Source organism: Bradyrhizobium sp. IC3195, from assembly GCF_020193585.1.
Lineage (GTDB): Bacteria > Pseudomonadota > Alphaproteobacteria > Rhizobiales > Xanthobacteraceae > Bradyrhizobium > Bradyrhizobium yuanmingense.
Window position 1 is genome coordinate 81869 of record NZ_JADYVG010000025.1, and the last position, 24951, is coordinate 106819.

Consider the following 24951-nt stretch of genomic DNA (forward strand, 5'->3'; position numbering starts at 1 on the left):
CCGCCGCGGAAAGACCCTGGATTGCTTCGTCGCAAGGGCTCCTCGCAATGACGGTTATGGATGCAACTCACCCCTTCTTCGCGGGCTTGCTCGGGGTCGGGTTGAACAGCTTCTTCAGGTCGTTCAAGCTCTCCGACAGCCGCGGCCATTCGCAGGAGAACGAGCCCTTGGCGCAAGGTGCAGCCTTCGGCTTCGCGCCCGCGGCTTGCTGCACCTTCGGCCGCTCGACCGGCACCGGCACGCGCGCGACTTCGGTCCGCAGCGCGACCTGCTGCAGCTGCTGCAACTGCTGCTCCTGCTGTTCGCGCTGCTGCCGGGCGATAGCCTGGGCCGCTTCGTTGCTGCGGCGCTGGTTGGCGAGATAGGCCGTATAGGCTTCGTCGATCTTCTTCTGCTCCTCCGGCGTCGGATTGGGACCGGCGATATCGAAGGTGCGATCCTGGAGGAAATCGTAATAGGAATAGCCGCCGCCCGGCTTGCGGCGGCCGGCGAACTTGGCGTTGCAATCGGCAAGGGCGGCCGTCTTCTCCGCTTTGGTTGCGGCCTTCTCGGCGGCGTCGGCGCATTCCTCGAAATCAACCGGAGCGCGCTTCCACCATTGCGCCTCGGCATGCCCGTGCGTCAGCAGGAACAAACCTGCTGTACCTACGGCGAGCAGCGCCGCACGACGCGATGTAACGACCGACGACATTCTACGAGAGCATTCCTTGCGCAACTCAACCCGAACTGAGTCGAGCCGGATTTTTGCCCCTTTCTTGCCGGCTTGTCACCCATGGAACCCAGGAAATTCAGGGCTGCGATGCTGACATTTTGTGCTTGACGTGGCGCGAGAGTCACAGCGCCCTGACCGCAGGCTGGTACACTCGTGCCGCGAGCGCCTCACTCCTGCGGCGACGCCAAGAAGACGAAATGGAAACGCCTGATGTTGCTGCCGCTCTCAGATGTGCCGCGCTGGTACGCGGAACGCAAACCACACGGCACGATTGCGATCCGTCACGGGCAGGACACGCTGACCTGGGACGAGCTCGAGCGCGGCGCCAACCGCCGCGCGCGGGCATTCATGGCCAAGGGCGTCAAGCCCGGGGATTTCGTCGCGATCGGATTGCCGAACGGCAACGCGTTCTTCGAGACCTCCTTTGCGGTGTGGAAATGCGGCGCGACGCCGACCTCGCTGTCGTGGCGGCTGCCGCGCGGCGAAGCCGCCGCCGTGCTCGACATTCTCAAGCCTGCGCTGGTGGTCGGCGGCGAGGCCGACTGGAATGCGCCCAACCGGTTGGCCGCCGACTTCGTGCCGGAAGGATTCTCGGATGGGCCGCTGGCGCCGCCGGTGGCGCGATACTGGAAGGCGATGACCTCAGGCGGCTCGACCGGCCGTCCCAAGGTGATTCTCGATCATCAGCCGGCGGTGACCGATACCGCGGCTGCGCCGCCGCTCAATATTCCCTTCGGCGTATCGCTGCTCAATCCCGGTCCGCTTTACCACAACGCGCCGTTCATCGTGTCGCATTACGCGCTGTTCGTCGGCGGCAAGCTCACGGGGCTGACCAAGTTCGACGCCGAGGAGACGCTGCGGCAGATCGAACGCGAGCGCGTGCAATGGGTCAATTTCGTGCCGACCATGATGCACCGGATCTGGGCGCTGCCTGCGAGCGTGCGCAACTCTTACGATCTGTCGAGCCTGCAGACGGTCTTCCACATGGCTGCGCCGATGCCGCCGTGGCTAAAGGAGAACTGGATCGGCTGGCTCGGACCCGAGCGGATTTGGGAGCTCTATGGTGGCACCGAGCGGCAGGGCGCCTGCATCATCTCCGGCACTGAATGGCTGACGCACAAGGGCTCGGTTGGCAAGATCGGCGACATGGCGAAGCTTCGCATCGTCGGCGAGGACGGCAAGGACGTTGCGCCCGGCGAGACCGGCGAGATCTATTTCCTCAACAATGACGGCAAGGACGCCACCTACCATTATCTCGGCGCCGAGCCGAAGCGCCGCGCCGACGGCTGGGAATCGCTCGGCGATATCGGCCGGCTGGACGCCGAAGGTTATCTCTATCTCGGCGACCGCCTCGCCGACATGGTGCTGCGCGGCGGCGCCAACATCTATCCGGCCGAGGTCGAGGCCGCGGTGTCCGAGGCTCCCGGTGTGCGCTCCTGCGTCGTGGTGGGCCTGCCCGATCCGGAATTGGGCCAGCGTGTGCATGCCATCATCGAGCCGGAGCCCGATGCGGACGGGCAGGCCATTGCCGACGGCATGGCGGATTTTCTCAAGGACCGGCTCAGCCGCTATAAGCATCCCGAAAGCTTCGAATTCGTCAGCGCCCCGCCGCGCGACGATTCCGGAAAAGTTCGGCGCACCCTGTTGCGCGATGAGCGTGCGACGTGGATGAAGGAGGGGCGCGCGTTCCGGATCTTGCCTTCGAAGGCGCGGGCGCATGCCGAATGAGACAAGCAAGGAAGGACTGACATGACGATCACCATCGTAGCGAGCAGCGTGCCGAAGCCGCCGGCAAATATCATCGAAGGTTTCAGGGACGCGCCGACCTCGGTGATCTCGGACAATCTCGCCCGGCTGCCCGGCGCAGTGGGGCTGAGGCCCTATCACCGCGGCGGCAAGCTGGTGGGCACGGCCTTCACCGTGCGCACCCGTCCCGGCGACAATCTCGCGATCCACCGCGCGCTGGATCTGGTCGGGCCCGGCGACGTCATCGTGGTCGACGGCGGCGGCGACGAGACGCGCGCGCTGATCGGCGAGATCATGAAGAACATCGCGCAATGGCGCAAAGCCGAAGGCTACGTCATCGACGGCGCGATCCGCGACGTCGCAGCATTCGCGGCCGACGACTTCCCCTGCTACGCCCGCGCAGTGATCCATCGCGGTCCCTACAAGAACGGCCCCGGCGAGATCAACGTGCCGGTGACGATCGGCGGCAGCGTGATTGCGCCCGGCGACATCGTCGTCGGCGACGAGGACGGCGTGGTGTCGTTTCCCGCTGCCGGCGCGGCCGCCCTGTTGGAAGCGGTGCGTGTCCAGGTCGCGCGCGAGGAGGAGACGCTGAAGGCGATCCGCGAGGGCCGTTACCAGGGCGCTTACGGCAAGTCCTGATCAGAGGAGCGTGAAGGGAGGATGGCGTGAGCCAGAAGGAAGAATTTCACAATCTCGATGATGCCAGCGACGGACTCTTCCGCGAGCTTGCCGCCGGCGTGACCACGCGCATCTTCTCCGGCGAGCAGGCGATGCTGTCGGTGGTGACGCTGGCCCCGCATGCGCAAGGCACGCTGCATCATCACCCCGAGGAGCAGTGGGGCGTGCTGCTCGACGGCTCCGCCATCCGCGTCCAGGGCGAGGAGGAAATCCCGGTGAAGAAAGGCGATTTCTGGCGCACGCCCGGGAACGTGCCGCACACCATGCGCGCCGGCCCGGACGGCGCCCGCGTGCTGGACATCTTCAGTCCGCCTCGGCCAGAATACAGAAAAGCAGGATCAGGCTTCGGCACGACCTAGCGCTCAAAAGCAAAAAAGCAAAGCGCTACACATAAAGGGAGGGGACCATGACGATCACACGACGGGCGCTGCTGGCCGCGCCGGCTATTCTCGCATTGACGCCGGCGATGGCGCAGGCCGGCAAAATCACGCTGGTGGTGCCGTTCCCGCCGGGCGGATCGACCGACGCCATGGCGCGGCTGCTGCAGACGAACCTGCAGACCAAGCTTGGTCGCATCGTGGTGGTCGAGAACAAATCGGGCGCGGCCGGTGCGCTCGGCGCGGCGCAGGTCGCCAAGAGCCCGGCCGACGGCTCGACCTTCCTGGTGACGTTCGATTCCCACGCCGTGATCCCGTCGATCCTCGACAAGCCGCCGGTCGATGTCGAGCGCGAGCTGATGCCGGTGCTGCTGATCGGCACCGCGCCTTACGTGATCGCGGCCGGCGCCGGCCGCCCCTACAAGAGCTTCGCCGACGTGGTCGCCGCCTGCAAGGCAAGCCCCGGCGCGGTGAAATACGCCTCGGTCGGCATCGGCACGCTCGGCCATCTCGCCATGACCGTGCTCGGCAGCAAGGCCGGCGTCGAGATCATGCACGTGCCCTATCGCGGCGGCGGGCCGGCCATGAACGACGTGCTCGGCGGCCACGTCGATCTCATCGCGGGATCGGCGGCGCTGGTCGCCGCCCAGCTCGGCACCAATATGCTGCGTCCGATCCTGCAGCTCGGCCGCGAGCGGCTGCCGGCCCTGCCTGATACTCAGACCGCGATCGAGGCCGGCTTCCCGGACTTCGAGACGCTGGCCTGGTGGGGCATCTTCGCGCCCACGGGCACGCCGCCGGACGTCGTCGCGGCCTTCGCGGCGGCGTCCAAGGAGATCCTGAGCGAGCCCGCGACCGCCGCCCAGCTGAAGGAGACGCAACACATGACGCTGCTGCTCCAGGACGGCGCCGCCTTCAAGACCTTCTTCGACAAGCAGGTCGCCACCTGGGGCAAGGTCGTGAAGGACAACAATATCAAGGCGTGAGGCCCCGTCATGCCCGACGAAGGGGACGTGCGAAACTGAGCTCATGGCCATCGGGGTCGGTGAGATGGAAGTAGCGCTCGCCCCATTCGGCGTCGCGCGGCGTGGTTGACGGCTGCCACCCGGCGGCGCGCGCCTGCTCATAGGTTGCGTCGACATCGGCGACATGGAAGATGACGCGGCCCCACCAGGACCAGCGCTTGTCGTCCGGCTGTGCCGTCAGGTTGAGATAACCGGGGCCGACGCGAAAGCTCGTGAATGCGGCGGCTTCGCCACCATACAAGAGCTCGAACCCCAGCGACCGGTAGAAGTGCACGGCGCGCCCCATGTCATGCGTGCCGAGCGTGATGGCGCTGATGCTTTCGATCATGTGAGCTGCTCCGTTGGGAGGGGCCTGGAAGTATAGCCGCCCCGTTCAGGCTGACGATCGATCTCGCCCGCCTGACGGCTGGCGAACCGCATTTTGCTCTGCTATGAGGGGGCCGAGCCCGCACCCACGGGTTCCGCGGTCCCGTAGCTCAGCCGGATAGAGCGGCGGTTTCCTAAACCGTAGGTCGGAAGTTCGAGTCTTCCCGGGATCGCCACTTTTCCGCGCGTTTACGCCGCGCCTAGGGCACGCAACGCCGGTATTCCCCCCAAGCGTTATTCCATCGTGACGTGTGCCAACAGCCGGCTAAAATACGGCGGGTGCAGGGGGCCTTGCATGGCGGACTCATGGTACTACGCTGAGGGCGGGCAGCGGCGCGGCCCGTTCTCGATTTCTGAACTCCTCACGCTTCTCGCGGGTATCGCCGATCCTCGGCGCGTGCTGGTCTGGCGGCACGGCTTCGAGAATTGGAAGCCGGCCGGGGAGGTGCACGAGATCACGCAGCAGCTCCTTCAATCGCCGCCGCCAAGCCCAGCATCGCCGCCGGTTGAGGTTATTCGCGAGGCGGCCGCTCCCGCAGAAGACGGCGCTTCATTCAAGGACGTCCAGCCAGAGATGACCGGCATCAGCGGCTGGCTCGGGCTTCTGGCGTTCGGCCAAATGATCGGCATCGTGCGCCTAGTCGTCAATACCGCGCAATATGTGCAGTCGATCTCCAGCGAGACCTGGGTGCAATTCTCAATCGTATTTTGGGGCGAGATTGCGATGAACGTCGCGCTGATCGGTCTCGCAATCTGGACGGCGGTGCTCCTGTTCATGCATTCCCGTAGATTTCCAGCGTTCTTCATTGTGCAGATGATCTGTGCGGTACTGATCCCGTTGATCGATCTGGTTTGGGTTGCATCGATCTTTTCCATCGGCTTGAACCGTCCGTTCGGTGATTTTTTCACTATCGAACCTCTTCAAGTCGCACGAATGGTCGTCGGTGCGATCAGTGCCGCGATTTGGATAACCTATGTCCTTCGCTCCCGTAGAGTCGCGAATACGTTCACGGAGTAAGCCGTCATGCATCTGGCGGCCCGCAAGCCGAGCGGACAGGATGCCCGCTGATTTGCTCGGCTGGTGCAAAAATTGCTAACAGAAGCGGCCGGGCCGGAAGGGGCACCTTCCAGCCCGGTCCATGCCTGTCCGTTGCCATACCCGGAGACCATGATGCCTTTTGACTTGATCCTTCGCGGCGGAAGGGTCATTGACCCCTCGCAGAAGCTCGATGCCGTGACGGATGTCGCATTTTCGAACGGCAAGGTTGCCGCTGTTGGCACAGGGCTCAAGGCGGATCCGGGCACGGAGGTGCGTGACGTCTCCCGGTTCATCGTGACGCCGGGACTCATCGATCTCCACACCCATGTCTACTGGGGCGGCACCTCGCTCGGCATTGATGCCGAGGAGTTCTGCCGCCTCTCCGGCGTCACCACGGCGGTGGATACCGGCAGCGCTGGCCCCGGCAATTTCGCCGGCTTCCGCAAGCATGTGATCGAGCCGAGCCAAGTCCGCATCCTCGCCTATTTGCACGTCTCGCATGCCGGCATCTTCGGCTTCTCGCACCGGATTATGGTCGGCGAGAGCGAGGAGCTGCGCCTGATGAATCCGATCGAGGCGGCCGAAGTGGCCGATGCCAACCGCGATCTCATCGTCGGCATCAAGGTGCGCGTGGGCCTGCATTCGTCGGGCACGTCGGGCGCGGTGCCGCTCGACATCGCGCTCGAGGTCGCGAACGAGGTCGGCATGCCGCTGATGGCGCACATCGATCATCCGCCCCCGAGCTATGAGGACGTGTTGGCGCGGCTGCGTCCCGGCGACGTGCTGACCCACGCGTTCCGCCCCTTCCCGAACACGCCGGCGACGGCGCAAGGCACCGTGAAGAAGGCGGTGCTGGAAGCGCGCGAGCGCGGCGTGCTGTTCGATATCGGCCACGGCAAGGGTTCGTTCGCGTTCAAGACCGCGCGCGCCATGCTGGCCAATGGTTTCCATCCGGACACGATTTCCTCGGACATCCATCAGCTCTGCATCGACGGACCGGCCTATGACCAGGTGACGACCATGTCGAAGTTCCTGTGTATGGGCATGGAGCTGCCGGATGTGATCGCGGCATCGACGGTGAATGCGGCGATGGCGCTGCGGCGTCCTGAGCTCGGCAGCCTCAAGCCGGGCAGCGTCGGCGACGCCACGTTGATCTCGGTGCGGCAGGGCCAGTTCGACTATGAAGACGTCGTCGGCGAGCACCTGATCGGCGATCGCAAGATCGTGTCCGAAGGCGTCGTCATCGGCGGCCGCTGGTGGCATCCGAATTGAGCGGCGCGCGCGGATCGTGACCACGTGCTCGCATGACGCACTGATCAGTCGCGCCCCGCCTCCATGATCGCCTTGGCGAGCCGCGCCGGATCGGAGAAGCACAGCTCGTGGCTTCCCGGCACCTGCACCAGGCGGAACAGGCCGAGCTTCTCCGACAGGCGCGGATGCCAGCCATGGCTGTGCGGCATCGCGGTATCCTCGGTGCAGTTGATGTAGGATTTGGCCAGCGGCATCTCGGCCGGATTGCTCTTGAGCGCGATCTTGTCGCTGAAGGTCGCCAGCGGATGCGGATTGAGCACGTCATAAGCGCGCTGCGCCGTCTCCAGATCGGCATCGTTGATGAAGGCCTCGCGCCAGATCGGGAAGGGCAGCACCACCGAGCCGTCGCCGCGCTCGGCCGCGATGGCGTCGAATAGTCCGACATAATGCGGCGGCACCATGTCGTTGAGGCATTCGCCGTCATTGGGCACGAAGGCATTCCAGTAGACCAGGCGGCGGATGCGCTCCGGCGCGAGGTCGGCAACGCCAGTGATGACCATGCCGCCATAGGAATGGCCGAGCAGGATGACGTCCTTCAGATTATTCTCGGCCAGGTAGTCCGCGATCGATTGGATCGCTTCCTTCAACCCGGTCGTCTTGGCATCGCCCGGACGGTTGCCCTTGATGGTGGGGGTATGGACCTGATGGCCGGCGGCGCGGATCGGCGCGGCGACCGGCTCGAGCTCGGCGCCTGTATGCCAGGCGCCATGGACGAGAACGTAGGTCGACATATTGTGGCTCCTCCCGAGGGTGTGGTTAGATCGGCGCAGCGTCGCCGCACGGCAAGTGTGGACCGGCGACCGATTTGCCGCTTGGCTGGAAGTGAACCGTATTGGTCTCGGAGTGAACCGATGCAGCAGATCGAACACGCCATGCCGTCGCGCCAATCGACCTGGGATACGGCGGGCGTCCGGTCGGCGGAGCAATTTGCGTATTATCGTGAGGCGATCTGCCAGGCCTTCATGAATCTGACGCCCGAGCCGGCGGCGGCACTCGGCTTTCCTGCCAGCGTCGAACACGTGCGTCTCGGCGGTGCCGCGATCAACCGCGTCAGCTTTCCGGAGCACGTGGTGCGGCGCTCCGCGGCCGACATCGCCGCCTCCGACCGCAGCTGCTTCTACCTCAACCTGAAGCTGGGCGGCCGCTGTCGGATTCAACAGGACGGCCGGGAGATCAGCCTCTCGCCCGGGCAGGTCGGAATCTTCGCCAGCGACCGCCAGTTCGCCCTCCTGCATGATCGTGGTCCGCAGTTGCAGGTCGCCTCGTTCTGGGTACCGTCAGAGGCGTTGCGGGAGCGGTTGCCGGCCTCGCTCGACGTCACCGCCGGCCGCGTCTCGGACGATCCTTTCGTCGGCCACCTCATCGCGGAGACGGCGCGCACGCTGACCGATGGGGCGCTGCGCATGACCGAGGACGCGGGCGAGCGCCTGTTCCGGGTGCTGATCGAGCTCGTTGCCGTCAGCCTGTCGCGGCAGAGCCGGGCAGGTACTGCGGAATCGGAAAGTCTCGTCGATGCAACCACGCTGGCGTTGAAGCGCGCCATTCACCGGCGGCTTCGTGAGCCAGGTCTTTCAGTTGCCAATGTCGCCGCCGCCGTCGGAATCAGCGAGCGCTACGTGCACAAGCTGCTGGCGCGATCGGGCTCCAGCTTCACCGACTACGTCATCGACCAACGCCTCGACGGCGCGGCCAGGGATCTCAGAAATCCCGCGATGGCGGAGCGCGCGATCGGCTTGATCGCCTTTGATTGGGGCTTCTCGGACCTGTCCCACTTCACCCGCCGCTTCAAGCAGCGCTTCGGCTGCCGACCGCGCGACTGGCGCGCGGGGTGATCGACAGCGACCTGATCTATAAGGATCTGGCGATCAACAGCTTCATGATCTCGTTGGTGCCGCCATAGATCTTCTGGATGCGGGAATCGATGAAGATGCGCGAGATCGGGTATTCCTGCATGTAGCCGTAGCCGCCGAATAGCTGCAGGCATTCGTCGGCGGTCTCGACCTGCTTCTCCGAGCACCAATATTTCGCCATCGAGGCCGTCACGGTGTCGAGGTCCTTGGCGATCAGGCGCTCGATGCACCAATCGACGAAGACGCGCGCGATCATCGCCTCGGTCTTGCGCTCGGCCAGCGTAAAGGCGGTGTTCTGGAAATCCATCAGCGGCTTGCCGAACGCCTTGCGCTCCTTGGTGTAGTCGGTGGTGAGCTTGACCGCGCGCTCCATCGAGGCGACGGCGCCGACCGCGAGCGCAAGGCGTTCCTGCGGCAATTGCTGCATCAACTGGACAAAACCCTGGCCCTCCTCCTTGCCGAGCAGGTTTTCCGGCGGCACGGTCACGTTGTCGAAAAACAGCTCCGAGGTGTCGGAGGCGTGCAGGCCGATCTTGTCGAGGTTGCGCCCACGCTTGTAGCCGTCCGCGCCCGCGGTCTCGACCACGATCAGCGAAATGCCTTTGGCACCTAGCTCGCCGGTGCGCGCGACCACGATGACGAGATCGGCGGCCTGGCCGTTGGTGATGAAGGTCTTCTGGCCGTTGATGACGTAGGAATTGCCCTGCTTCTTCGCCGTGGTCTTGACAGCTTGCAAGTCCGAGCCGGTGCCGGGCTCGGTCATGGCGATGGCGCCGACCATCTCGCCGGACGCCATCTTCGGCAGCCAGCGTTTCTTCTGCTCCTCCGAACCGTAATTGAGGATGTAATGCGCGACGATGGCGCTGTGCACGGAGACGCCGGTGGTCAGCTCCGGCACCGTACTTTCGAGATCGTCGAGCACGGCGGCGTCATAGGCGAAGGTCGCGCCCAGGCCGCCATATTCCTCCGGCACGCTCGCCAGCAGCGCGCCCATCTCGCCGAGCCCGCGCCAGGCGAAGCGGTCGACCATCTTCTGCTCGCGCCATTTCTCGGCATGCGGCGCCAGGTCCTTGGCGAGATATTTGCGGAACTGGTCGCGGAAGACGTCGAGCTCTTCGGTCATCCAGGACGATCGATAATGCATCAGCGCCTCGCTCTCAGACAATCAGGCCGCCGCCGGCGACGACCACCTGACCACTGATATAATTGGATTCCGGACTGCAGAACAGATAGACAGCGTCGGCCGCCTCTTCCGGCGTACCGCCGCGGCCGAGCGGGATCATGCGCGACATGGCTTCCAGCATGTGCGGCTGCACGCCGACCTTGATGTCCCGGCCGGCGACGTCGATGGTCTTCTGCTGCGCCTCGATCGGCTGGGTCAGGCGGGTGTTGATGAGGCCGAAGGCGACGCAATTGACGTTGACCTTGTAGCGGCCCCATTCCTTGCACATGGTTCGGGTCAATCCGATCAGCGAAGCCTTGGCCGAGGAATAGCTGGCCTGCCCGGCATTGCCGTAGAGACCTGCGATGGAGGAGATGTTCACGATCTTGCGGAACACCTCCCGTCCCTCTTCGGCCTCCTTCTTGGAGAAGACGCGGATCGGCTCGGCGGCCGCGCGCAGGATCCGGAACGGCGCGACGAGGTGGACGTCGAGCATGGCCTGGAACTGCTCGTCGGTCATCTTCTGGATGGTGGAGTCCCAGGTATAGCCGGCATTGTTGACGATGATGTCGAGCCCGCCGAACTTGTCCAGCGCGGCGCCGACGAAGCGATCGGCGAAGCCCGCCTCGGCGACGCTGCCGTTCACGGCAGTGGCATTGCCGCCGAGTGCCTCGATCTCCGCGACCACGGCGTTGCCGGGCTCGGCATCGAGGTCGTTGACGACCACCCTAGCGCCTTCGCGCGCCAGCTTGAGCGCGATCGCGCGTCCGATGCCGCGGCCCGAGCCGGTGACGAGCGCGACCTTTCCCTGCAGTTTTGTCATTTGAATGAGTCCTCTTGCTGTCACAGCGCGACGACGGCGCTGCCTTCGAGCTTGACCTCGCCGCGATCGTCCTTGGTGGTGAGCGCGAGCCTTGCGCGACGCTCGCCGTCCTCGACGAAGAGCTCGGTCACGGTGCCTTCGCAAGTGAGCTTGGCGCCGAGCTGAGTGATCGAGACGAACCGGGTCGCAAAGCTGCGGAGCTTCGACGGCGGCACCACATCCGTCAGCGCCTGCCCAAGACAGGCCATCACCAGCATGCCGTGAGCGAACACATCGGGAAATCCGGCCGCCTTGGCGAAGTCGATGTCGACGTGGATCGGATTATGATCGCCCGATGCACCGCAATAGAGCGCGAGCGTGTGGCGGGTGATCGGCGGAAAGACCTTGTGGACGATGCGGTCGCCGGCCCTTATGTCTCCGGATGCCGTCATGACGCCGCCTCGTTGCGGACGACGATGGTGCGCGTGGTATCGGCGACGTGAACGCCGTCCTGGTTGGTCACCTCGCATCGGATGCCGATCAGCGTCATCGCGCCGCCTTTCTTGTCCACGACGCTGGTCACCTGCGGTCGAAACGTCAGGGTGTCGCCGACCAGAACCGGGGCGTGATAGGCGAAGCTTTGCTCACCATGCAGCACGCGGGACAGATTGATGCCGAGCGCGGCGAACATTTCGAAGGGGTCGTCGACGTCCATCATCTCGAGGCAGAACAGATAGGTCGGCGGCACCGGCATGGCGGTGAACCCGGCCGCCCGGGCAGCATCCGCATTGCGGTAGACCGGATTCTGTTCACCCAGCGTGTTGAGGAAGTAGCGGAGACGGCCGGGCTCCACGCGCGCGGTGACCGGCGTGAAGCTGCGCCCTACGGCGGACTGGTCGACCATGGCCGATATCAGTGCCGCTTGTAGAGCGTGACGACGCAGGCGCCGCCGAGGCCCAGATTGTGCTGGAGCGCGACCTTGGCACCCTCGACCTGCGTCGAGCCTGCGGTGCCGCGCAGCTGCCGCGTCAGCTCGTAGCACTGCGCAAGCCCGGTGGCGCCGAGCGGATGTCCCTTGGACAGCAATCCGCCGGACGGATTGGTCACGATCCGGCCGCCATAGGTATTGTCGCCGTCATTGATGAACTTGCCGGCTTCACCCTCGCCGCAGAGGCCGAGCGCCTCGTAGGTGATGAGCTCGTTATGGGCAAAGCAGTCGTGCAGCTCCACCACGTCGAGATCACCGGGGCCGATGCCGGCGCTCTCATAAACCCGGCTGGCCGCCTCTTTTGCCATGTCGTAGCCGACCAGCTGCATCATGTCGCCGGCCTTGAAGGTCGAGGGCCTATCGGTGGTCATGGCCTGCGCCGCGATGCGTACTTCTTTGCCGATGCCATGCTTGTCCGCAAACCGCTCGGAGACCAGCACGGCGGCGGCGCCGCCGCAGGTCGGCGGGCACGCCATCAGGCGCGTCATGACGCCGGGCCAGATCACCTGGTCGTTCATCACGTCGTCCGCCGTGACTTCCTTGCGGAAAAGCGCGAGCGGATTGTTCTTCGCATGTCGGCTCGCCTTGGCGCGCACCTTGGCGAAGGCGTCGAGCGGCGTGCCGTATTTCTTCATGTGGCTGAGCCCGGCGCCGCCGAAATAGCGCAACGCCAGCGGAATGCCGGGAGCGTCGATCAGCTGGTCCGCAGCCGCGTCGAACTCCTCGAACGCGCTCGGACGATCGGTGTAGACGCTGCCGAGCGCGCCGGGCTTCATCTGCTCGAAGCCGACCGCCAGCACGCAATCCAGCGCCCCGCTTGCGATCATTTGCCGCGCCATGAACAGCGCGGTCGATCCGGTCGAGCAATTGTTGTTGACGTTGACGATGGGGATGCCGGTCATCCCGACGGGGTAGAGCGCGCGCTGCCCGCAGGTGGAATCGCCATAGACGTATCCGACATAGGCCTGCTCGATCTTCTCGTAGCCGAGGCCGGCATCGGCGAGCGCGAGCTTGACGGCTTCCGTTCCCATCTCGTGATAGGGGGCGCTGGCGCCCGGCTTGGCGAACGGAATCATGCCGACCCCGGCGACGACCACGTCAGACATCGCTTCCTCCCAATAAATTACCCATTGGACTTTTTCTTACCCATGGGTAACATATCGTCCGATCGCCACCAGAGTCAACCGACCGACCATGGATTCAGCGCCGCCCGCTCCGCCGTCATCGCCTTCGCCCTGGCTGCCGTTCGAGAGCCGGCGCCGCGCCCGCGACGAGAAGCGCGAGGCGGTGCTGCGCGCCGCGGTGCAGCTGTTCCTCGAGCAGGGCTATCATCGCGCAACGCTGAACGAGGTTGCGGACCGGCTGAACATCACCAAGCCCGCGCTGTACAATTACTTCCGGGGCAAGGACGAGATCCTGTTCGAATGCTGGTCGATGGGCGCCGAACTCGTCGACGGCGTGATCACGGAGATCAACGCCGGCGGCGGTTCGGGTCTCGCCAAGCTGCGCAAGCTGGTGCACGCCTATGCCGAACTGATGGCGACCGATTTCGGCGCGAGCCTGGTGCGTTTCGATTTGCGCGATCTGGCCGAGCGGAACGCCGGTGTCGCACGCGCCGCCAAGAGGCGGATCGACGCCACCTTCCGGCGATACATTACTGCAGGCATTGCTGACGGTTCGATCAGGCCTTGCGATCCAAAGCTTGCAGCCTTCGCGATCGCGGGTTCGCTCAATTGGATCGGCCATTGGTATCGACGGGAGGGCAAGCTGTCGCCGACCGCGATCGCCGACGAGTTCACGGTGCGGCTGACGGACGGCCTGGCGTCCGAGGTTCGGCTGCAGACGACAAACAAGACGCCGAGGGCGCCGCAAGGGCGCAACTCAGGACGCAAGACAACAGGGAAGAAACGCACGGGAGGAGAGACGGGATGAACATCACGCACGGCCTGCGCAGGGCGCTGCAGATCAATCCGAATGGGCTGGCGACCGTTTATGGCCAGCGGCGGCGCAGCTGGGGCGAGCTCGGCGAGCGCGTTACAAGGCTGGCCGGCGGCCTGCGCACGCGCGGCGTCAGGGACGGCGACCGTGTTGCGGTGCTGTCCTTCAACTCGGACCGCTATCTCGAGCTCTATCTGGCGACCGGCTGGGCGGGAGGCGTGATCGTGCCGCTCAACATCCGCTGGAGCGCGCTGGAAAACGAGGATGCGCTGCGCGACTGCCGCGCGTCCGTTCTGCTGGTCGACAAGGCCTTTGCGCAGGTCGGCGCGCAGCTCGCCGGCGCCATTCCGGGGCTGAAGCTGATCTATGCCGACGATGGCGAGGCGCCGGCGGGGATGGAGAGCTATGAGGCTTTGGTTGCGGGCAGCGCTCGGGTGCCCGACGCCATGCGCAAAAGCGACGATCTCGCCGGCATCTTTTACACCGGCGGCACCACCGGCCGTTCCAAAGGCGTGATGCTCAGTCACCAGAATCTGATGGCCAATGCGCTCAACGCACTCGGCGAAGGCCTGTTTCCGGCAAGCGCGATCTATCTGCATGCGGCTCCGATGTTTCACCTTGCCAACGGGGCGGCGATGTATTCGCTGCTGCTCTCCGGCGGCTCGAACGTGATCGTTCAGGGCTTCACGCCCGAAGGCGTGATGGCTGCGATGCAGAACGAGCGCGTCACAGACGTGCTGCTGGTGCCCACGATGATCCAGATGTTCGTCGATCACCCCGCGATCGGCAAATACGACCTGTCGTCCCTGAAGAACATCATCTACGGGGCCTCGCCGATCAGCGAGGCGGTGCTCGACCGTGCCGCGCGCGCACTGCCGCATGTGCGCTTCACCCAGGCCTATGGCATGACCGAATTGTCGCCGATCGCGACGCTGCTACATGCGAACGAGCATGTCGGGGAGGGGCGCAGAAAGGGACGTCATCGCGGTGCGGGCCGCGCCACGCTCGGCTGCGAGGTGCAGATCGTCGACGAGAACGACCAACCCGTGCCGACGGGCGCTGTCGGCGAGATCGTGGTGCGCGGGGACACAGTGATGATGGGCTATTGGGAGCGGCCGGAGGAGACCGCGCGCGCCGTCGTCGACGGCTGGATGCACACGGGCGATGGCGGCTACATGGACAAAGATGGGTTCATCTATGTCGTCGACCGGGTGAAAGACATGATCATCTCGGGCGGGGAGAATGTGTACTCGGTCGAGGTCGAGAACGCGCTGGCCCAGCATCCGTCGGTGCTGCAATGCGCCGTGATCGGAATTCCCAATGAGCAATGGGGAGAGCAGGTCCATGCCGTCGTGGTCAAACGCAGCGGCGTAGAGGTTTCGACCGGCGAGCTGATCGAGTTCACGAAGACGTTGATTGCCGGCTACAAATGTCCGCGCAGCATCGAGATCACCGAGACGCCGTTGCCGCTGTCCGGCGCCGGCAAGGTGCTGAAGCGCGAGCTGCGCAGGCCGTTCTGGGAGGGGCGGGAGCGGCGGGTCAGCTGACGGATTCCGCGCGTTACGGCCTGCGCGCCGAGGACGCGCGAAGATCGATGTTTTCCAGATCGTGGTCGCGCGGATACGCCCACCGGGATCGCCATGAACTGTGTTTTCAGGCTGCGTCCGATCTAGCCATGAGCCGTCTTGCCTCCGTCGATCACGAACTGGCCGCCGGTCGTGTAGGGATGATCGTCGGAGGCCAGCACCAGCGCAAAAGCCGCGATCTCCTCAGGCGCTGCCACGCGCTGTAACCCCGGGACGTTGGATTTGGCCCATTGCGCGATGCCGATATGCCAGGCCGCATCGGGCAGGCCCTCCATGCCGGCGAGCCGGCGGATCATCGGGGTGTCCGTGGTGCCGGGGATCAAGGTGTTGATGCGGATGCCGTGCTTTGCGTAGTCGAGTGCCGCGGCCTGCACCAGGCCGACCAGTCCGCGCTTGGCCGCCGAATAGGCCGAGCGCTTGGCCGAGGTCGCAATGGCGTTCGACGAGGAGGTGACGACGATCGAGCCGCCCTTCTCCAGCATGTGCGGGATTTGGTATTTCATCGACAGGAACACGCCGCGCAGATCCGTGCCGATCACGTCGTCGAATTCGGCCGCGCTGAATTCATGCAGCGGCTTCTCGATGGAGATGCCGGCATTGTTGAAGGCGACGTCGAGCCGTCCGTAGCGCGCGATGGTCGCGTCGACCAGCGCCTTCACCTCGGATTCATGGCGCAGGTCGGCGCGAATGAAGACGGCCTCGCCGCCGGACTCGCGCACCTCGGTCTCCACTTGCCTGCCACGGTCGGTGTTGCGCCCGCAAAAGGCGACGCGGCCGCCCTCGGCGGCGAACATCAGCGTTGCGGCCCGCCCGATTCCGGAGGTGCCGCCCGTGACGATGACGACCTTGCCCGCGAATCTTTGCTTGCCGCTCGGCTTCTGCTGCGGCAGCGCTGCACCCTGGCCGAGCGCCACGCCGCCGGCAAGGCCGCCGACGGCACCTGCGAGCATGCCGAGGGCCGCGCCCCCAACCAGATGACGCCGCTTTACGGAATTGCTCGCGGTGATATTCTGCATTTCGGTCATTTCGAACTCCGATCCGCTCAATCTGAACAGTGTTAAGATAGATATGCTGCAATCTGAACAGTGTCAAGTTACATGAAGAAACGGGCCCCCGCCGCCAAGCGCAGCACCGCCCCGACCCGGCCAAGGCCGGAGGTCGGATACCATCACGGCGAATTGCAAGAGGCGCTGATCGCCGCGAGCGAAGCCATTCTCGCCGAGCAGGGCGCGGAAGCCTTCACGCTGCGCGAAGCCGCACGCCGCGCCGGCGTTTCGCCGGCCGCGCCATCGCATCATTTCGGCAACGCCCAGGGCCTTCTCACCGAAGTGGCGATCCGCGGCTACGACGCGCTTGCCGGCGCCTTGCGCGAGGCGGCCTCCGGCAAGCAGGGCGTCCGCGACAAGCTCCACGCCCAGGGACTTGCTTATGTCGATTATGCGTTGAGGCATCCCGGCCGTTTCCAGATGATGTTTGCCAACAAGCGGCTGGTTGCCGACGATGCGCGCCTGAAGCAGGCGAGCAGGGCCGCCGGCCATGCGTTCGAGGTCGTCGTCGCCGAGCTGACCGGCGGCACCGCGAAGGAGGCGAAGACGGCGGCTGCGGCGGCCTGGTCCACCGTTCACGGCTTTGCCAAGCTTGCGCTCGAGGAGAAATTTGGCTCTGTGAACAATGAGGCCGGACGCCGCGAGATCATGATGACGCTCGATCAGGTCCTGAACTATCTCTGGCCCGCGAGCGGCACGCGCCAATAGAGCATGATCCGGAAAAGTGCGAAGCGGTTTTCCGGAAAGATCATGCGCGAACAACAACCTGAAGCGCGATGACGTTCATCCAGATCTCATCGCGCTTTAGATGCAAATCGAGGCGGTCATGACGGGCAAGACGACAGAGCTCAAGTTCGACATCGAGCGCATCGACACGGTCTCGGCGATCCTGACGCAGCCGACCCACGCGCGCGCCTGCTACGTCCTGGCGCACGGCGCCGGCGCAGACATGCGGCATTCCTTCATGGAGAAGGTTGCAGCCGGCCTTGCCGAACGCGGCATTGCGACGTTCCGCTTCAATTTTCCCTACATGGAAGCGAAGAAGGGACGTCCTGACCCGCCCGCAATCGCACACGCGTGCGTGCGCGCCGCGGTCGCGGAGGCGGGGCGGCTCTGCCCCGGGCTGAAGCTCGTTGCCGGTGGAAAATCATTCGGCGGCCGCATGACCTCGCAGGCGCAGTCGAAGTCGCCGCTCCCCGATGTCAAAGGGCTGGCCTTCCTCGGCTTTCCCCTCCATGCTGCCAAGAAGCCGTCGAGCGAGCGCGCCGAGCACCTCGCTGCAATCGCGATTCCCATGCTGTTCCTGCAAGGCACACGCGATGAGCTTGCCGATCTTGCCCATCTCGAGCCCGTCATCGAGCGGCTCGGGCGTAAGGCGACGCTGCATGAGGTTGCAGGCGGCGACCATTCCTTTGCGGTGCTCAAGAAATCCGGCCGTAGCAATGACGAGGCGCTCAACGAGGTGCTGGACACGCTCGCGGCCTGGATCGATGCGCTCGCCTGAGGCTCACGCGGAATAAAGCCCCTTGTCGCGCGCCTTCTGGATCGCGAGCGCGGCGATCAGGTCGAGCGTCGGCGTGGACAGGCCGGCGGTGCGCGCGAAGGCCTGGGGCGCCTTCACCAGCACGTCGATTTCCATGGCGCGGCCGAGCTCGTAATCCTGCAGCAGCGACGGCTTGTGATTGGGGGCGGGGCCGCTGCGGCTGGCACGCTTGACCTCGGGAATGAAGTATTGGGCGATTTCGTTGGCCTCGTTCAGCATGCGCGGAATCACCTCCGTGAAGGCGGGGTCGTCGCGCACGCCGCGCGCGGTCTGGCCGGTGAGCAGGCACAGCACCGACAGCGACATGTTGGTCAGCAGCTTTGACCAGATCGCCTCGCGGATCTCGGCGACCGGCGGCGATTCCAGCCGCGCATCGTTGAAGACGCCGCGCAGTTTCGTGATCCGCTCGCAATTGCGGTCGTCGCATTCGCCGATAAGGAGGCGGTTGCGGTCCGGCGTCAGGTTCTGCACCACGCCGGGCGCGATCACCTCGTTGGAGGAGAAGATCACACCGCCGATGATCCGCTCCTTCGGGATGCAGGCGCGCAGGCGCCCGCCGGGATCGAGGAATGAAATGTCGGGCGGTGTCGGGTGCCGCGGCGGCAGGCCGATACCGTACCACCAGGGAATGCCGTTCTGCGCGAACACGATCGCGGTGTCGTCCTGGAGCAGCGGCTTGATGCTGGAAACCAGCCCCTGAAGCGCCGTCGCCTTCAAGGTCGAGATCACGACGTCCTGCGGGCCGAGCTGAGCCGGATCGCCTGACGCGTTCACCTTGGCGCCGACCTCGGAATCGCCGACGCGCAGCTTGAGGCCGTTGGCGCGGGCCGCCTCCAGATGCGCCCCCCGCATCACGCAACTGACCTCATGGCCGGCGCGCGCCAGCCGTACCGCAATGTGGCTGCCGACGGCGCCTGCGCCGAAAATGCAGATGCGCATGTTGATATCCCGTGTCCATCCCGTGGTGTCGCCCGGCGCCAGCATGACACAAGCCGCCATGCGATGGACGCGGCCACCCTACGCCGGAAAGATATGGATCAGGGCAGGCGCGCTCAGCCATAGTGTGCGGCAAACAACCGGAGGACCGCCGATGAGTACCAGCCCCGTCCTGTGGAGCCTCGATGAACGCGGGGTTGCGACCGTCACGTTGAACCGGCCGGAGGTCAACAACGCCTATGACGGCGCGCTGATCTCAGGCGTGCTTGCGGCCATGGACGACCTCGGCAGCAAGCTCAATTTGCGCGTCGTCGTGCTCCGGGGCAACGGCAAGCACTTCCAGGCCGGCGCCGACCTCAAATGGATCAACAGTGTGCGTCCGCAATCGGCTGAGGCGAACGAGGCGGCCTCGCGGGCGACGTTCGAAGCCGTGCAGCGGCTCAACACGTTGCCGATCCCCACCGTCGCGCTGGTGCAGGGCGGCTGTTTCGGGGGCGGTACCGGCGTCATCGCGGCTTGCGATGTCGTGATTGCCGCCGACAACGCCCTGTTCTCGATCACCGAGGTGCGCTGGGGCCTGACCGCCGCGATCATCGTCCCGCAGCTCTGCGATGCCATTAGTGTACGGCAAGTCCGCCGCTACGCGCTGACCGGCGAGCGCTTCGGCGCCGAGGACGCCCGCCGCATCGGCCTCGTCCACGAGGTGGTGCCGCTCGCCGATCTCGAGGCCGCAGGCGCCAAGGTGGTCGAGCAGCTGCTCGCCAACGGACCGGAGGCCATGGCCGAAACCAAGCGGCTCGCGCTGGAGAGCTCGTTCGGCGGCATGGCCGTGGACGATGCTGCCTACACACGGCTCGTGGAGCTGCATTCGCTCAAGCGCCAGAGCGCGGAGGCGGCGGAGGGACTGGCTTCCTTCGCCGAGAAGCGGGCGGCGAATTGGGGCAGTGGCAAAGGTTAGGCGTCAGCAGCCGCGGCAGATGTTGTTGATGCTGCGATAGACCGCGTCGTCGTCCTGCCGCAACTGGCGCAGCGTGTCGAGCGTCGTGCTCTCAGCCGCCGGCGTGGCCGGCTTGCGCTTAGCCGACAGGTCTTCCTCCTGCCGCTTGTAGCAGGCCTCGCGATCGGGCTTGGCGGGGATGAAGCGGCAGTTTTGCTCCACGGCCGAGGCGGGAACGGCCGAGATCGCGAGGGCGATAGAAGCGGCGAAGCAGTATCTGACGATGATCGAATCCATGCCTGCACTTGTCTCAGGTCCACCGTTAGCGAGCAACCGCGATCTTGCGGGCATGAGGACCGCCGGCTAAGCCGTGATCCAGTTCGAACCAGATTCCGGGAAGGAACGCGCCATGTGGGCCACGACGATCGACGAACCAGCGCGCAAAGTACCGCTCTATGGCGAATATGAAGTCGTCGTGCTCGGCGGCGGGCCGGCCGGCATCGTGGCGGCAGCCGCAGCGGCGCGCGCGGGGCGGAAGACGCTGCTGATCGAACGTTACGGCTTTCTCGGCGGCATGGGCACAGCGGCCGGCGTCACCAATTTCTGCGGCCTGCACGGCAATGTCCATGGCGAGCACCGGCGGCTGGTGCAGGGGCTGGCCTCGGAGCTGCTGGCGCGGATCGATCGCTTGAACGGCCTCAACGCGCCGCATCTGATCCTCGGCAAGGTTTTTGCCCAGGCCTATGACACCGCCGCCTACAAGATCGCGGCCGACCAGCTGCTCGCCAGCCATAAGGTGAATATGCTCTTCCACGCCCTCGGCGCCAGCGTCGTGATGGCCGATGAGCGCCGCATCGACGCGATGCTGATCGAGACCAAGGCCGGCCGGCCGGCAGGCGGTGCGCGCGGAAATCTTCATCGACTGCTCCGGTGACGGCGATCTCGCCGTGTGGGCCGGCGCGCCGTTCGAGATCGGCGACGAGCACGGCCATCCGCTCTACCCCTCGATGATGCTCCGTCTCAACGGCATCGATCCCGCCAGGGCCGGCGAGGCCTGGCGCACCATTCCGCAATTGATGGAAAAGGCCGTCGCGGCCGGCACCCACACATTCCCGCGCAAGAGCGCCATTGTACGGCCGCAGAAATCCGGGATCGAATGGCGGGTGAACTTCACCCAGGTGGCGCGCGAGGACGGTCATGCCATCAACGGCATCGAGCCCGACGATCTCACCCGCGGCGAGATCGAGGGCCGCAAGCAGGCGCTCGCCGCCTACGAATTCCTGCGCAGCGCGGTGCCCGGGTTTGAGAAGTCCTACATCGTCGATCTGCCGCCACAGCTCGGCATCCGCGAGACCCGCCGCATCGAGGGCGGCTACCAGCTCAGCGGCGAGGACGTGCTCGGCTGTGCCTCGTTCGCGGACTCCATCGGCGTCAACGGCTGGCCGATCGAGGCCCATGTGCCCGGCGACGTCGTCTTCACCTTCCCGCCCATCCCGGAATCGCGCGGCTACAACGAGCTGCCTTACCGGATGCTGGTCCCTGAAGGCGTCGACAATCTCCTGGTCGCCGGCCGCTGCGCCTCGATGACCCACGAGGGCCAGTCGGCGGCGCGGGTCTCCGGTGCCTGCTTCGCGATGGGTGAGGCCGCCGGTTCCGCCGCCGCGCTGGCGCTGTCCGGAAACCGGATTCCACGCGAAATCCCCATTGAAAAGTTGCAGGAAACGTTGAAACAACAGGGCGCCTTCATCGGACGGGACCAGGCGGTGCCCGAAGGCCTGTAACGCACTGCAAGACAAAGCGGAGGAAACGGGATGATCGGGATTGCGCGGCTCGCGGTAGGGGGCCTGATGGCGATCATGGCTATGGGCACGGCATGGGCCGAGGATCCGCTGAAAGCCAGGATCGGCGTGCTCCGCCTGTCTTCGTCGGCGCCGGTCTTCATCGCGCTGGAGAAGGGCTATTTCCGTGAGGCCGGCCTGGAGGTCGAGCTGAAGTTCTTCGACGCGGCGCAGCCGATTGCGGTCGCCACCACCTCGGGCGACGTCGATTTCGGCGTCACTGCCTTCACCGCCGGGCTCTACAATCTCGGCGGCAAGGGCACGCTGAAGGTGATCGGCGGCATGAGCCGCGAGAAGCCCGGCTACCCCCTGATCGGCTATTTCGCCAGCAACAATGCCTATGCGAGCGGCCTGAAGACGCCGAAGGACCTCGCCGGCAAGCGTGTGGCGATGACGCAGGTCGGATCGAGCTTCCATTATTCGCTCGGCCTGCTCGCCGACAAATACGGCTTCAAGCTCGCGGACGTGAAGATCGTGCCGCTGCAATCGCTGTCGAATGCCGCCGCCGCGCTCAAGGGCGAGACCGTGGATGCCGCCTTGCTGCCGATCTCGACCGCGCGAAAGCTGATGGACGAGGGCGGCGCGAAATTCCTAGGCTGGGTCGGTGACGAGACGCCGTGGCAGCTGGGCGCGGTATTCGCCGCGCCGAAGACGTTGGCCAACAAGGCGCTGGTGACGAAATTCCTCGGCGTGCTCGCGAAAGCCGACCGCGAATATCACGACGTCATCCTTGCCGCGATGAAGGACGGTGTCGCCCCGATCAACGACAAGACCAGGCCGCTGCTGGAGATCATCGCAAAGTACACCAACCTGCCGGTCGAGCAGGTGGTCGGCAACTGCGCCTATATCGATCCCGACGGCAAGCTCGACGTGAAGAACGTCGACAACCAGATCAAATGGCTGCAGGAGCAGGGCTTCGTCGACAAGGGCTTTGATGCGGAACCGATCATCGCGAAGGAATTCGTGAAGGTGGATTGATGCTGATTGTGCAAACTCCCGCGGCAGGCGATCTGCCACCCTCCCCTGGAGGGGGAGGGTCGATCGCACCGGCGATGCGCAGCATCGTCCGGAGCGAGCGGGGCGGGGTGAGCCACGGCGGTGGTCTATCTGTCGCTTGCTCCGACCATTCGCGGGAAGTTCGGGGGCAGGAATTGCCAGCATCCGCGCCGATAGACTGTCACCCCACCCCGGTTCGCATTTCGCTTCGCTCAATACGACATAGCCGAAGCTTGGCTTCGGCGTTCTCAGGGACGGCCGCCATAGGCGGCCTATGCCCTCCCCCTCCAGAGAAGGATGAAGAGCGCGCACACCAGCCCGAGCAGAAACGGTGCGCCTCATGGACCTGATCGCCAGCCACATCTCCCATCGCTTCGGCGATCTCGCTGTGCTCGACGACGTCTCGTTCACCGTCGGGGCCGGCGAGGTGGTAGCGATCGTCGGGCCCTCCGGCTGCGGCAAAAGCACGCTGCTGTCGATCCTCGGCGGGTTGCTGCAGCCGACCTCCGGCGCGCCCGAGCTGCGCGGCGCGCCGCCGGCGGACAGTCTCAATCCGCTGACCTTCGTGTTCCAGGAGTTCGCGCTGCTGCCCTGGGCGACGGTGGAGGAAAACGTCGAATTCCCGCTGCTGCACACCCAGCTCTCGGCCGCGCAGCGCCGCGCGCTGGTCGAGGATGCGCTGCGCCGCACCGGCCTCACCGATTTTCGCCAGACCTATCCAAAGCAGCTCTCCGGCGGCATGCGCCAGCGCGTCGGCATCTCGCGCGCGCTTGCGGTGAGGCCCGCGATCCTCTTGATGGACGAGCCGCTGTCGGCGCTGGATTCGCAGACTCGCGAGCTGCTGCTGGAGGATTTCATCCGCCTGCTTGCCGATGGCGGCATGGGCGCGGTCTACGTCACCCACAATCTCGAAGAGGCCGCGCGGCTCGCCGACCGCATCGTGGTGCTGTCGCGCCGTCCTGGCCGCACCCGCGAGGTCGTCACCGTGCCGATGGCGCGGGCGACGCGCGGCGAAGCGGCGGCGCGCGAAAAGCTCCTGGTGCTGCAGAACCAGATCTGGTCGCTGATCCGCAACGAGGCGATCGATGCCGAGCGCGAGGTCCAGCATGCTTGATCGCGCGGCAACGGACACGGCCAAGAACGAAGCGACGCGGCCCGTCCGCTTCCGCGGCGCCGGTTTCGTGCCTGCCTCGAGCCGGTACGGCGGCTGGATCGCGCTCGGCCTGCTTATCGCGATCTGGCAGGCCGCCGGCAGCGCCGGCCTCGTCAATGCGCTGTTTCTGCCGACTCCTTCCGCAATTGTTCGCGCGATCTATCAGCTCGCCGTTTCCGGCGCACTCTGGCAGCATGTTTCGGCCTCGCTGCTGCGGATCGGCGTCGGCTGGCTGTTGGGAACGGCGGCTGGCATCGCCGTCGGCTTCGCCATCGGCCTGTCGCGCCTTGCGCGCAGCGTCGGCATCACCTTCATCTCGGCGCTGTTTCCGATTCCGAAGATCGCGTTGCTGCCGCTGCTCATTCTCTGGCTCGGCATCGGCGAAGAGCCGAAGATCGCGACCATTGCGCTCGGGGTATTCTTCTCGACCGCGATCTCGGTCTATAGCGGCGTCGATGCCGTGCCGCGCAACCTGATCCGCATGGCGCAGAGCTTCAACGTTCCGTTCGCCACCATCGTGCGCAAGGTGATCTGGCCGGGCGCGCTGCCGGCGATCCTTGCCGGCTTCCGCATCACCGCCTCCGTCGCGCTGCTGCTGGTCGTCAGCGCCGAGATGATTGGCGCCCAATACGGCATCGGCGCCTTCGTGCTGCAGGCCGGCAACCTGATGCAGACCGATCAGCTGCTCGCGGGCGTCGTGATCCTGTCGGTGTTTGGGCTGGCGGTCGGGAAGGTGATCGGCTGGCTGGAGATGCGGCTGTTGCACTGGCGCTAGATACGATCACCGGCGCCGTAGGACCTCCTAGCCTTGGTCAAGAGGTTTCATGCCTTAATGCAACAGAGTAGCGCAGTGCTCACCGCTGTCCAGGACGCTTCGCGCCGGCTACGCCGGTGCCGATGGCATCCTGGACAGCGGCTG

26 protein-coding genes, 1 tRNA gene and 1 pseudogene are annotated in these 24951 nt (G+C 65.4%); 17 read left to right on the forward strand and 11 right to left on the reverse strand.

Features of this window, described 5'->3' with window-relative positions; translation table 11 throughout:
• Positions 1-67 precede the first annotated feature (67 nt).
• On the reverse strand, positions 68-691 hold the full coding sequence (locus I6F09_RS32215; protein ID WP_057027447.1) for a hypothetical protein: 624 nt from the start codon (positions 689-691) through the stop codon (positions 68-70).
• Between the two features lie 231 nt (positions 692-922).
• Here I6F09_RS32215 and I6F09_RS32220 point away from each other — a divergent pair, with 231 nt between their 5' ends.
• Genes I6F09_RS32220 through I6F09_RS32235 form a run of 4 tightly spaced genes read left to right on the forward strand, consistent with a single transcriptional unit; the run spans position 923 to position 4502 of the window.
• Positions 923-2440 carry an AMP-binding protein gene (locus tag I6F09_RS32220; RefSeq protein ID WP_109141715.1) on the forward strand — a complete coding sequence of 506 codons (1518 nt, stop codon included), beginning with the start codon at positions 923-925 and terminating at the stop codon, positions 2438-2440.
• A gap of 21 nt (positions 2441-2461) precedes the next feature.
• Positions 2462-3100, forward strand: a complete 639-nt coding sequence (locus tag I6F09_RS32225) for an RraA family protein (RefSeq protein WP_036026331.1) — start codon at positions 2462-2464, stop codon at positions 3098-3100.
• Positions 3101-3126: 26 nt separating this feature from the next.
• Positions 3127-3498, forward strand: coding sequence for a dimethylsulfonioproprionate lyase family protein (locus I6F09_RS32230; protein ID WP_036014542.1), 372 nt, complete (start codon positions 3127-3129; stop codon positions 3496-3498).
• A 47-nt stretch (positions 3499-3545) separates the two neighbouring features.
• Positions 3546-4502, forward strand: a complete 957-nt coding sequence (locus tag I6F09_RS32235; RefSeq protein ID WP_074448067.1) for a tripartite tricarboxylate transporter substrate-binding protein — start codon at positions 3546-3548, stop codon at positions 4500-4502.
• Positions 4503-4509: 7 nt separating this feature from the next.
• On the opposite strand, the gene I6F09_RS32240 is transcribed toward I6F09_RS32235, so the two are convergent.
• Positions 4510-4869, reverse strand: coding sequence for a VOC family protein (locus I6F09_RS32240; RefSeq protein ID WP_036014526.1), 360 nt, complete (start codon positions 4867-4869; stop codon positions 4510-4512).
• Between the two features lie 137 nt (positions 4870-5006).
• Between I6F09_RS32240 and I6F09_RS32245 the strand changes: the two genes are divergently transcribed.
• The 3 genes from I6F09_RS32245 to I6F09_RS32255 all read left to right on the forward strand — a co-directional run bounded on the left by I6F09_RS32245 (position 5007) and on the right by I6F09_RS32255 (position 7218).
• A tRNA-Arg gene (locus tag I6F09_RS32245) sits at positions 5007-5083 on the forward strand.
• Positions 5084-5202: 119 nt separating this feature from the next.
• A complete protein-coding gene (locus I6F09_RS32250; RefSeq protein WP_225113667.1) occupies positions 5203-5925 on the forward strand; it encodes a DUF2569 family protein in 723 nt (240 codons plus the stop codon).
• A gap of 153 nt (positions 5926-6078) precedes the next feature.
• A complete protein-coding gene (locus I6F09_RS32255) occupies positions 6079-7218 on the forward strand; it encodes an amidohydrolase/deacetylase family metallohydrolase (protein WP_225127105.1) in 1140 nt (379 codons plus the stop codon).
• Positions 7219-7262: 44 nt separating this feature from the next.
• Here the strand turns inward: I6F09_RS32255 and I6F09_RS32260 are convergent, their stop codons facing one another.
• Positions 7263-7988 (reverse strand): alpha/beta hydrolase, encoded by a 726-nt coding sequence (locus tag I6F09_RS32260; protein WP_109141713.1) that lies wholly within the window; start codon positions 7986-7988, stop codon positions 7263-7265.
• Positions 7989-8108: 120 nt separating this feature from the next.
• On the opposite strand from I6F09_RS32260, the gene I6F09_RS32265 reads away from it, so the two are divergent.
• Positions 8109-9089: a helix-turn-helix domain-containing protein gene (locus I6F09_RS32265; protein ID WP_225157223.1), complete on the forward strand. Its 981-nt coding sequence runs from the start codon at positions 8109-8111 to the stop codon at positions 9087-9089.
• A 16-nt stretch (positions 9090-9105) separates the two neighbouring features.
• Here I6F09_RS32265 and I6F09_RS32270 read toward each other — a convergent pair whose 3' ends face one another.
• From I6F09_RS32270 to I6F09_RS32290, 5 genes are read right to left on the reverse strand one after another with little or no spacing between them, the layout of a single operon-like run.
• Positions 9106-10251, reverse strand: a complete 1146-nt coding sequence (locus I6F09_RS32270; RefSeq protein ID WP_036014520.1) for an acyl-CoA dehydrogenase family protein — start codon at positions 10249-10251, stop codon at positions 9106-9108.
• Between the two features lie 13 nt (positions 10252-10264).
• Positions 10265-11092, reverse strand: a complete 828-nt coding sequence (locus tag I6F09_RS32275; RefSeq protein ID WP_036014518.1) for an SDR family oxidoreductase — start codon at positions 11090-11092, stop codon at positions 10265-10267.
• Positions 11093-11112: 20 nt separating this feature from the next.
• Entirely contained in the window at positions 11113-11523 is a 411-nt protein-coding gene (locus I6F09_RS32280) for a MaoC family dehydratase (RefSeq protein WP_036042459.1), read from the reverse strand.
• On the reverse strand, positions 11520-11975 hold the full coding sequence (locus I6F09_RS32285; RefSeq protein WP_225157224.1) for a MaoC family dehydratase N-terminal domain-containing protein: 456 nt from the start codon (positions 11973-11975) through the stop codon (positions 11520-11522). The genes I6F09_RS32280 and I6F09_RS32285 overlap by 4 nt, the downstream gene beginning before the upstream one ends.
• Positions 11976-11983: 8 nt before the next feature.
• Complete coding sequence (locus tag I6F09_RS32290) at positions 11984-13165, reverse strand: lipid-transfer protein (protein ID WP_225157225.1); 1182 nt, start codon at positions 13163-13165, stop codon at positions 11984-11986.
• Between the two features lie 88 nt (positions 13166-13253).
• Here I6F09_RS32290 and I6F09_RS32295 point away from each other — a divergent pair, with 88 nt between their 5' ends.
• Together I6F09_RS32295 and I6F09_RS32300 are read left to right on the forward strand one after the other, a co-directional pair.
• Positions 13254-13991, forward strand: coding sequence for a TetR/AcrR family transcriptional regulator (locus I6F09_RS32295; protein ID WP_225189849.1), 738 nt, complete (start codon positions 13254-13256; stop codon positions 13989-13991).
• A complete protein-coding gene (locus I6F09_RS32300; protein ID WP_225189850.1) occupies positions 13988-15544 on the forward strand; it encodes a long-chain fatty acid--CoA ligase in 1557 nt (518 codons plus the stop codon). Before I6F09_RS32295 ends, I6F09_RS32300 begins: the two co-directional genes overlap by 4 nt.
• A gap of 122 nt (positions 15545-15666) precedes the next feature.
• On the opposite strand, the gene I6F09_RS32305 is transcribed toward I6F09_RS32300, so the two are convergent.
• The gene (locus I6F09_RS32305; protein WP_225127093.1) at positions 15667-16608 is read right to left on the reverse strand and encodes an SDR family oxidoreductase; all 942 of its coding nucleotides are present in this window, start codon (positions 16606-16608) and stop codon (positions 15667-15669) included.
• A gap of 72 nt (positions 16609-16680) precedes the next feature.
• Here I6F09_RS32305 and I6F09_RS32310 point away from each other — a divergent pair, with 72 nt between their 5' ends.
• Both I6F09_RS32310 and I6F09_RS32315 read left to right on the forward strand, forming a co-directional pair.
• A complete protein-coding gene (locus I6F09_RS32310) occupies positions 16681-17337 on the forward strand; it encodes a TetR/AcrR family transcriptional regulator (protein ID WP_225148509.1) in 657 nt (218 codons plus the stop codon).
• Positions 17338-17455: 118 nt separating this feature from the next.
• Positions 17456-18133, forward strand: a complete 678-nt coding sequence (locus tag I6F09_RS32315; protein WP_225189851.1) for an alpha/beta family hydrolase — start codon at positions 17456-17458, stop codon at positions 18131-18133.
• 3 nt (positions 18134-18136) lie between these two features.
• On the opposite strand, the gene I6F09_RS32320 is transcribed toward I6F09_RS32315, so the two are convergent.
• Positions 18137-19111 (reverse strand): ketopantoate reductase family protein, encoded by a 975-nt coding sequence (locus I6F09_RS32320; RefSeq protein WP_036014531.1) that lies wholly within the window; start codon positions 19109-19111, stop codon positions 18137-18139.
• Between the two features lie 151 nt (positions 19112-19262).
• Between I6F09_RS32320 and I6F09_RS32325 the strand changes: the two genes are divergently transcribed.
• The gene (locus I6F09_RS32325) at positions 19263-20066 is read left to right on the forward strand and encodes an enoyl-CoA hydratase-related protein (protein ID WP_225189852.1); all 804 of its coding nucleotides are present in this window, start codon (positions 19263-19265) and stop codon (positions 20064-20066) included.
• Positions 20067-20069: 3 nt separating this feature from the next.
• Here I6F09_RS32325 and I6F09_RS32330 read toward each other — a convergent pair whose 3' ends face one another.
• The gene (locus tag I6F09_RS32330; protein ID WP_225113683.1) at positions 20070-20342 is read right to left on the reverse strand and encodes a hypothetical protein; all 273 of its coding nucleotides are present in this window, start codon (positions 20340-20342) and stop codon (positions 20070-20072) included.
• Between the two features lie 112 nt (positions 20343-20454).
• Here I6F09_RS32330 and I6F09_RS37780 point away from each other — a divergent pair.
• The 4 genes and pseudogenes from I6F09_RS37780 to I6F09_RS32350 all read left to right on the forward strand — a co-directional run bounded on the left by I6F09_RS37780 (position 20455) and on the right by I6F09_RS32350 (position 24807).
• Positions 20455-21826: pseudogene (locus I6F09_RS37780) on the forward strand (FAD-dependent oxidoreductase).
• Positions 21827-21856: 30 nt separating this feature from the next.
• A complete protein-coding gene (locus I6F09_RS32340; protein WP_225189853.1) occupies positions 21857-22861 on the forward strand; it encodes an ABC transporter substrate-binding protein in 1005 nt (334 codons plus the stop codon).
• Between the two features lie 358 nt (positions 22862-23219).
• Positions 23220-23993, forward strand: coding sequence for an ABC transporter ATP-binding protein (locus I6F09_RS32345; RefSeq protein WP_225189854.1), 774 nt, complete (start codon positions 23220-23222; stop codon positions 23991-23993).
• Complete coding sequence (locus tag I6F09_RS32350) at positions 23986-24807, forward strand: ABC transporter permease (protein ID WP_036026379.1); 822 nt, start codon at positions 23986-23988, stop codon at positions 24805-24807. Before I6F09_RS32345 ends, I6F09_RS32350 begins: the two co-directional genes overlap by 8 nt.
• Positions 24808-24951 lie beyond the last annotated feature (144 nt).

Excerpts from the sequence above, each read along its gene's own strand:
- I6F09_RS32215 (WP_057027447.1), bottom strand. The coding sequence starts at position 691 with ATGTCGTCGGTCGTTACATCGCGTCGTGCGGCGCTGCTCGCCGTAGGT.
- I6F09_RS32220 (WP_109141715.1), top strand. The coding sequence starts at position 923 with ATGTTGCTGCCGCTCTCAGATGTGCCGCGCTGGTACGCGGAACGCAAA.
- I6F09_RS32225 (WP_036026331.1), top strand. The coding sequence starts at position 2,462 with ATGACGATCACCATCGTAGCGAGCAGCGTGCCGAAGCCGCCGGCAAAT.
- I6F09_RS32235 (WP_074448067.1), top strand. The coding sequence starts at position 3,546 with ATGACGATCACACGACGGGCGCTGCTGGCCGCGCCGGCTATTCTCGCA.
- I6F09_RS32240 (WP_036014526.1), bottom strand. The coding sequence starts at position 4,869 with ATGATCGAAAGCATCAGCGCCATCACGCTCGGCACGCATGACATGGGG.
- I6F09_RS32250 (WP_225113667.1), top strand. The coding sequence starts at position 5,203 with ATGGCGGACTCATGGTACTACGCTGAGGGCGGGCAGCGGCGCGGCCCG.
- I6F09_RS32255 (WP_225127105.1), top strand. The coding sequence starts at position 6,079 with ATGCCTTTTGACTTGATCCTTCGCGGCGGAAGGGTCATTGACCCCTCG.
- I6F09_RS32260 (WP_109141713.1), bottom strand. The coding sequence starts at position 7,988 with ATGTCGACCTACGTTCTCGTCCATGGCGCCTGGCATACAGGCGCCGAG.
- I6F09_RS32265 (WP_225157223.1), top strand. The coding sequence starts at position 8,109 with ATGCAGCAGATCGAACACGCCATGCCGTCGCGCCAATCGACCTGGGAT.
- I6F09_RS32270 (WP_036014520.1), bottom strand. The coding sequence starts at position 10,251 with ATGCATTATCGATCGTCCTGGATGACCGAAGAGCTCGACGTCTTCCGC.
- I6F09_RS32275 (WP_036014518.1), bottom strand. The coding sequence starts at position 11,092 with ATGACAAAACTGCAGGGAAAGGTCGCGCTCGTCACCGGCTCGGGCCGC.
- I6F09_RS32280 (WP_036042459.1), bottom strand. The coding sequence starts at position 11,523 with ATGACGGCATCCGGAGACATAAGGGCCGGCGACCGCATCGTCCACAAG.
- I6F09_RS32285 (WP_225157224.1), bottom strand. The coding sequence starts at position 11,975 with ATGGTCGACCAGTCCGCCGTAGGGCGCAGCTTCACGCCGGTCACCGCG.
- I6F09_RS32290 (WP_225157225.1), bottom strand. The coding sequence starts at position 13,165 with ATGTCTGACGTGGTCGTCGCCGGGGTCGGCATGATTCCGTTCGCCAAG.
- I6F09_RS32295 (WP_225189849.1), top strand. The coding sequence starts at position 13,254 with ATGGATTCAGCGCCGCCCGCTCCGCCGTCATCGCCTTCGCCCTGGCTG.
- I6F09_RS32300 (WP_225189850.1), top strand. The coding sequence starts at position 13,988 with ATGAACATCACGCACGGCCTGCGCAGGGCGCTGCAGATCAATCCGAAT.
- I6F09_RS32305 (WP_225127093.1), bottom strand. The coding sequence starts at position 16,608 with ATGACCGAAATGCAGAATATCACCGCGAGCAATTCCGTAAAGCGGCGT.
- I6F09_RS32310 (WP_225148509.1), top strand. The coding sequence starts at position 16,681 with ATGAAGAAACGGGCCCCCGCCGCCAAGCGCAGCACCGCCCCGACCCGG.
- I6F09_RS32315 (WP_225189851.1), top strand. The coding sequence starts at position 17,456 with ATGACGGGCAAGACGACAGAGCTCAAGTTCGACATCGAGCGCATCGAC.
- I6F09_RS32320 (WP_036014531.1), bottom strand. The coding sequence starts at position 19,111 with ATGCGCATCTGCATTTTCGGCGCAGGCGCCGTCGGCAGCCACATTGCG.
- I6F09_RS32325 (WP_225189852.1), top strand. The coding sequence starts at position 19,263 with ATGAGTACCAGCCCCGTCCTGTGGAGCCTCGATGAACGCGGGGTTGCG.
- I6F09_RS32330 (WP_225113683.1), bottom strand. The coding sequence starts at position 20,342 with ATGGATTCGATCATCGTCAGATACTGCTTCGCCGCTTCTATCGCCCTC.
- I6F09_RS32340 (WP_225189853.1), top strand. The coding sequence starts at position 21,857 with ATGATCGGGATTGCGCGGCTCGCGGTAGGGGGCCTGATGGCGATCATG.
- I6F09_RS32345 (WP_225189854.1), top strand. The coding sequence starts at position 23,220 with ATGGACCTGATCGCCAGCCACATCTCCCATCGCTTCGGCGATCTCGCT.
- I6F09_RS32350 (WP_036026379.1), top strand. The coding sequence starts at position 23,986 with ATGCTTGATCGCGCGGCAACGGACACGGCCAAGAACGAAGCGACGCGG.